General features: G+C 36.6%; 5 protein-coding genes. 4 read left to right on the forward strand and 1 reads right to left on the reverse strand.

Annotation, left to right across the window (positions count from 1 at the left end; translation table 11 throughout):
• The first annotated feature begins 68 nt into the window (after positions 1-68).
• On the forward strand, positions 69-866 hold the full coding sequence (locus tag EV142_RS16430; RefSeq protein WP_132036933.1) for a helix-turn-helix domain-containing protein: 798 nt from the start codon (positions 69-71) through the stop codon (positions 864-866).
• 213 nt (positions 867-1079) lie between these two features.
• Here the strand turns inward: EV142_RS16430 and EV142_RS16435 are convergent, their stop codons facing one another.
• Positions 1080-3092: a M13 family metallopeptidase gene (locus tag EV142_RS16435; RefSeq protein ID WP_132036934.1), complete on the reverse strand. Its 2013-nt coding sequence runs from the start codon at positions 3090-3092 to the stop codon at positions 1080-1082.
• Between the two features lie 513 nt (positions 3093-3605).
• Here EV142_RS16435 and EV142_RS16440 point away from each other — a divergent pair.
• The 3 genes from EV142_RS16440 to EV142_RS16450 all read left to right on the forward strand — a co-directional run bounded on the left by EV142_RS16440 (position 3606) and on the right by EV142_RS16450 (position 6235).
• On the forward strand, positions 3606-4895 hold the full coding sequence (locus EV142_RS16440; RefSeq protein WP_132036935.1) for a hypothetical protein: 1290 nt from the start codon (positions 3606-3608) through the stop codon (positions 4893-4895).
• Between the two features lie 267 nt (positions 4896-5162).
• Entirely contained in the window at positions 5163-5558 is a 396-nt protein-coding gene (locus EV142_RS16445; RefSeq protein WP_132036936.1) for a winged helix-turn-helix transcriptional regulator, read from the forward strand.
• Positions 5559-5746: 188 nt separating this feature from the next.
• On the forward strand, positions 5747-6235 hold the full coding sequence (locus EV142_RS16450; protein WP_132036937.1) for an alcohol dehydrogenase catalytic domain-containing protein: 489 nt from the start codon (positions 5747-5749) through the stop codon (positions 6233-6235).
• Positions 6236-6292: the final 57 nt, after the last annotated feature.

The raw sequence follows: 6292 nt of genomic DNA on the forward strand, positions 1-6292 counted from the left end.
CAGGGCAGAATTGAAACTTTAGCATTTTTCAATTCTGCTTCTATTTTGTACAAAAAAACATTTATAAAATGATAAGTCCCAACATTCTGTATTCCTGTTATGTAACACGAAATTTATCAAACGAGCAATTTATTCCCGAACATATTTTTCTGTATCAGTTTTCAGGATCGCTGATTATCAACGATGCTGAAAAAGAATATTCAGTACAGACCGGTGAATTCTGTCTGGCCAGAAGAAACCGTCTCGCCAGGTATATTAAAATTCCGCCACAAAATGGAGAATACAAAACCATATCAGTACGTCTTGATCAGACCTTTTTAAAAAATTTCAGTAAAGAATATGGGTATACTGCAGACATGCCAGCTACCAATGATGCCGTTATAAACATTCAATCTCAACCAATTCTGCTTACTTATATTCAGTCGCTTACTCCCTACTTCGATCTTACTACGGATGGTAAAAACGAACAGATGCTCCTTATCAAAACAAAAGAAGCCGTGTTGCTGATGCTTAAAACAAATCCTGAACTCAAAAATGTACTGTTTGATTTTAGCGAGCCCGGAAAAATAGATCTCGAAGCTTTTATGAACCTGAATTTTCAATTTAATATCTCAATGGAACGTTTTGGATATATGAGTGGCAGAAGTTTAACAACTTTCAAACGTGATTTTAAAAAGATTTTTAAAATGGCACCGGGAAGATGGCTTCTGCAAAAAAGGTTGCAGGAAGCTTACTATCTAATAACTAAAAGGGGCCAAAAACCATCTGAGGTTTACCTGGAGGTGGGATTTGAAGATATCTCTCATTTTTCACGTTCATTTAGCAAAGAGTTTGGAATAGCCCCATCAAAGGTATATAGGAAATAGCAATGATTAATTCCGGTTCGGGTGCTGTTCCCACTGCTAAGAGAAAAAGCTTCAGAGAAATCTGAAGCTTTTTTGTTTTAAGCTAAAACGTAAAAAGTCGGGAGACTTTTATCAGGTTTATAATTTCTAAGGAACAAAAAAACTGCGCAAAGTCAGTCCCGAAGGCTTTTCGGGATTGCGCAGCTTTTCATGGTCACACTTCGAAAAGCGACATTACCAAATTGTTATCCTGTCTTTCTTAGGCAAAAACATTTTATCTCCAGCTTGTATATTAAAAGCTTCGTAAAAAGGTGTCGTATTCATTAGAGGACCATTAACACGCCAATTTGGTGGAGAATGCGGATTATTGTTAATCCACAAACGCAGGAACTCGTCTTTCATTTTTACTCTCCATATTTTGGCTATAGAAATAAAAAAGCGTTGGTCCGGAGTAAAACCGCCAATTTTTGTATTGCCTTGTCCTTGCTGGGTCATTTTAAAAGCATCATAAGCAACTGCTATTCCGGCGATATCTGCCGTATTTTCGCCAACTGTCATTGCGCCATTAATGTGCAGATCGCCTAAAACGGTATAGGTACTGTACAAATTGATCACCTGTTGTATTCTTGACTTAAACTTGGCATAATCCTCTTTGGTCCACCAGTTTTTTAAGTTGCCATCCTTGTCATACTGAGCCCCCTGATCATCAAAAGTATGGGTTATTTCGTGACCTATAACCATTCCGATACCTCCATAGTTCAGTGCATCATCGGCATTATTATCAAAATATGGGGGTTGTAAAATACCTGCAGGAAAAACAATTTCATTTGCAGTAGGATTATTATATGCCGTAACTGTTGGAACTGTTGTATACCATTCTGATTTATCGACCGGTTTGCCCAATTTTGCCAATTGAAATTGATAGGCAGCTGAAGCGGCCGATACCATATTCTCAAAATAGGTATTCCTGGCTATTTGTACCTTGCTATAGTCTTTCCATTTATCCGGATATCCTATTTTCTTAGTCATGGCTGCCAATTTTTCTTTCGCTTTTTGTTTCGTACTTTGACTCATCCATTCCAATTGGTCAATTCTTGTGGCATACGCTTTTTGCAGATTATTCACGAGGGTTAACATCCGTTTTTTGGCATCTTCAGAAAAATATTTCTTTACATACAATTCACCCAACGCCTCGCCTAAATAATTGTCAACGACATTAGCCATTTTTTCGCCACGTGATTTTTGAACAGCCTGACCGGAAAGCACTTTAGTATACTCAAATAAGGCATCGCCAAAAGGTTTACTTAAATCATCTGCATATCTTTCTATAGAATTTGCCTTGAGGTAAATTTTCCAATTAGGAATAGGAATGGTTTTTAAAAGCTTATTCAGGGCATCATAATAGGCAGTCTGGCCTGTATTAATAGAATCGGTTGGAGCACCTAACTTATTTAAAAAAGTAGTCCAGCCTATGTTGGGATGTCTTTTAGCAAGATCCGACACAGCCATTTTATTATAATTGGCCTGTACATCCCGAAGTTCAACTTTTGTTTTATGCGAAACGGCGAGTTGTTTGTCAATATCGTAAACCACATTAGCATTCTTTTTAGCCTCTATGGCATTGCTGCCTGTTTGTTGAAATAAAGTAGTAAGGTATTTTTTGTACGCTTCCTGTATAGCAACCGTTGATGAATCTGATTTGAAATAATAGTCCCTGTCCGGCAAACCAATACCTGTTTGATAAATTTGGGCAATATTCATACTGCTGTTTTTTTCATCGGGTGATACTCCAAAAGCTATAATAGAAGAATTGTTCACTTTTACTTCATTCACTACAAAGTTCATTAAGGACGGTAAATCGCTAATGGCTTCAATTTTGGAAAGTAAGGGTTTAATAGGTGCATAACCGCGTTTATCAATGGTTACCGTATCCATACCGGATGCATAAAAGTCGCCTACCTTTTGTGCTATACTCCCTGCTGAATTCGTACTTTGCGAAAGACTGTCCAATATTCCCTGCAGGCGCATTCGTTGCGGGTAATTCATAAACATATAGGCACCAACTCCGGCCTGAGATGCAGGTATTGATACAGAATCATACCATTTGCCATTTACATATTTAAAAAAATCATCACCAGGCCGCAATGTGGAATCTATGCCAGTGATAGCAATATTTTTTTTCTCCTGATGTTTTGAACAGGCTGTAAAAGCTAAGAATGTAATGAAGAGTACTAATGAGTTTTTCATAATCTAAATGATTTCGATACAAATGAACTTAAAAACGTTTGAAAGCAGGTATTTTAAAATCTATATCCCTGGCAAGTTAATTTTAGCAAAGCAATATACGAATTCGGTTTTCAATTCTAAAGTTTTTGTTAGAGGTGCCACTTACAAAAGTTCGAATTATAAGCCGTTATCTAGTACAGTAAAAGCGAGATATTAATGTCGATAGCAGGGACTTATTACACTCCGCATCCTTAAGCTGGCAGGTTTTCAGGACCCGCACTTATTACAAGTTGAAAGTAATTAGTAGCTGCAATGTTAAGTTTTCCCTTTCTGATGTTAAATAGGAGTAAACCCACTGCGGACTCTAACTTGTTTATCTATATTTGTAACAGACATCAGGGCAATTTGTGCTATCCTTTTTTTAATTATATAATTTTTGAGATTTATTGTTGAAGATTGAAAAAAATGTTGTTAATTTATATACTTTGTTTTCTGGATGTCTAGAGACCATATAATACCTAATAGCCCCAAACTATGAAAAAAATTACTCTAATGATTTGCCTGTTGCTTACAGCTGCCGGCGCAAGTGCACAGCAGGAAAAAGGAATTATAGGATACAGCAACTGGCTGGATAACTGGACAGAATTTAAGCCTCAAAAGTCCGATTCCAAAGATGCTAATCAAATTTTAGCCGGAAATATTACTGAAAACACAAAACTGCTGAAAAGAAATGTATATATCCTTCAGGGAAATGTATATGTAACCAATAATGCAGTGCTCACTATTGAGCCTGGTACCGTAATTATTGGAGACGCTGTTACAAAAGGTACTCTTGTCATCACAAAAGGAGCCCAAATTATGGCAGCAGGAATGGAAACAGACCCTATTATCTTTACCTCAAACCAAAGCATGAAAAAAGCAGGTGACTGGGGAGGCGTAGTAATTCTTGGTGATGCTCCAATAAATAAATTCGGCAGTGCCGGTTCTTACAGTATGGATCTTGATCCTGCCCTTACGGTATATGGAGGGAACAACCCCGCTTCAAATTCAGGAGTATTAAAATATGTACGAATTGAATTTGCCGGTAAAAAAGTTAAAGGAATGGATTCCTTTAATGGATTGACTATTGCAGGAGTGGGAAATAAAACCGTTTTAGAGAATATCATGGTAAGTTACTCCGGCGGTGATTCATTTGCTTTCTACGGAGGTGATGTAAACACAGCTCAATTAGTATCCTACAAATCTATCAATGATGATTTTAAATTTACACAGGGAATCCAATGCCGATTATTTAATTCATTGGCGGTGAGATCCTCTTACTTATCGAGCAATAAAGATGGATCCAGATGTCTGGAGGTAAAAAGTTATGAAAAGAAAAACGAAACTGACTTCACCAAAAAAGCCACATTCGTTAGTGCTTCCAACATGACAATGCTAAACGACAGTGAAAATATTACAGCAGACATTCAGGCAGGTTTGGTTAAAGAAGCTGTTTATGTTGCCGAAAATGCCTCTTTGGAATTAAAAAGAAGCGTAGTTTCCGGTTTTAATCCTGCGGTGCTAATAGACAGCAAAACTCAAATCAATGAGGTTAACCTGAAAAAGATCAAATTTGAAGAGATGTTCTTCAATCAATGCAGCGGCAATATCTTTACAGAAAACAATGCTGACAATACAGATTTAGAAAACTGGTACGGTAACAGCATGTTTTTTAATGTGTATTCCCACACAGAGAACAAAGAAACTTTTGTTGACCTGAATAATGTAAAAAGACCGGATTACAGACTTCAATTAGGAAAAATTACAGCCTCAAGCGGTAAATAGATCCCGGGTATTTCGCATAAAAATTAATAAAAAAGGAAACAGAAGTTTATTCTGTTTCCTTTTTTTATGTAGCATTCTTTTTAAAATCGGGTCTGCTGTGTGAATGGAAAACAAGGTAGTTTCAAAAACTGAACTATCAATGTAAGGCCTAAAAGTAATTGATTTATTCAGTCGCTTTTTTGGCATCTCAACATTTAGTTTATATTTTTAGCCTCTTTAATCATTACCCGGACAGCAGAAATTTTGACTGCTATTAACTAAATAAATATGAGCAAAAAGAAACTGAACTCCACTAATACTCTAAATGAATATTATCTTGATGAAAGATGTACGCTAAACAAGGTGCTTCGTATAGTGGGAAAGAGATGGGTATCGGAAATTTTAGTACTGGTAAAACTAGACGTTTCAAGGTTTTCTAATTTAAAAGAATCTTTAAACGGTATTTCAGACAATGTACTTTCTAATGTTTTAAATGAATTGGTAACAGCCAAATTGATTGAGAAAGAAATTTTCAATGAAGTGCCTCTTCGGGTGGAATATCGGATTACGGATAGCGGACTTTCGTTGGTTAAAGTACTACACGAACTCTGTGACTGGGGTAAAGAAAATATTCCTTATGAAATTCGCATTCAGCCCACTTCTTACACTAAAAAAATGAAATAGCCATCCGGAAAGACTGTAATGGTACATACTCCTTAATTTATGAGTAACTCACAATGGGACCACGTCTCATTAACTGCTATAATTAAGTAATACATTTGTACTGTCATTGGGCCACTTGGTCTTAATTTTATTAAAAAAAGAGCGTCAAATAACTGCTCCTGGTCTTTCCCCAATGCATTTGTAGTACTATGAAAGCATATCAAATATCTGAAAATTATAGCATCGAAACTTTAAAACAAGTTGAGAAAAGCTATACTAAACTGTTGCCAAACGAAATTTTAGTCCAAATCAAAGCGGTGTCTTTAAATTACAGGGATTTACTTGTTATTAAAGGTACAGATAAGTGGAAACCTCCGGTGGGCAGGATACCTGTTTCTGATGGTGTAGGAATTGTGGTTGAAATTGGAAATCAGGTAACAGAAGTAGCTTTAAATGATCGTGTTGCGGGTCTCTTTTTTCCTAACTGGATGGATGGAAATTTATCTGCTGAGAAATTATTAAATTCTCTTGGCGGAAGTGCCAGTGACGGAATGTTACAGGAATTTGTGGTTTTAAAAGAGAATGCAGTAATTAAAATTCCTGATTATCTTTCTTATGAAGAAGCCGCTACGCTACCCTGCGCTGCCATAACGGCCTGGCTGCAAATTCTGGCAAAAGTGAGCATCCCATTCCGGTAAAAGAGAGCAATTTGTTCCGGTTTAAAGTGACCACCCTATTCTTGTAAAAGAGATCAG

It is taken from the genome of Flavobacterium circumlabens, assembly GCF_004345565.1.
GTDB lineage: Bacteria > Bacteroidota > Bacteroidia > Flavobacteriales > Flavobacteriaceae > Flavobacterium > Flavobacterium circumlabens.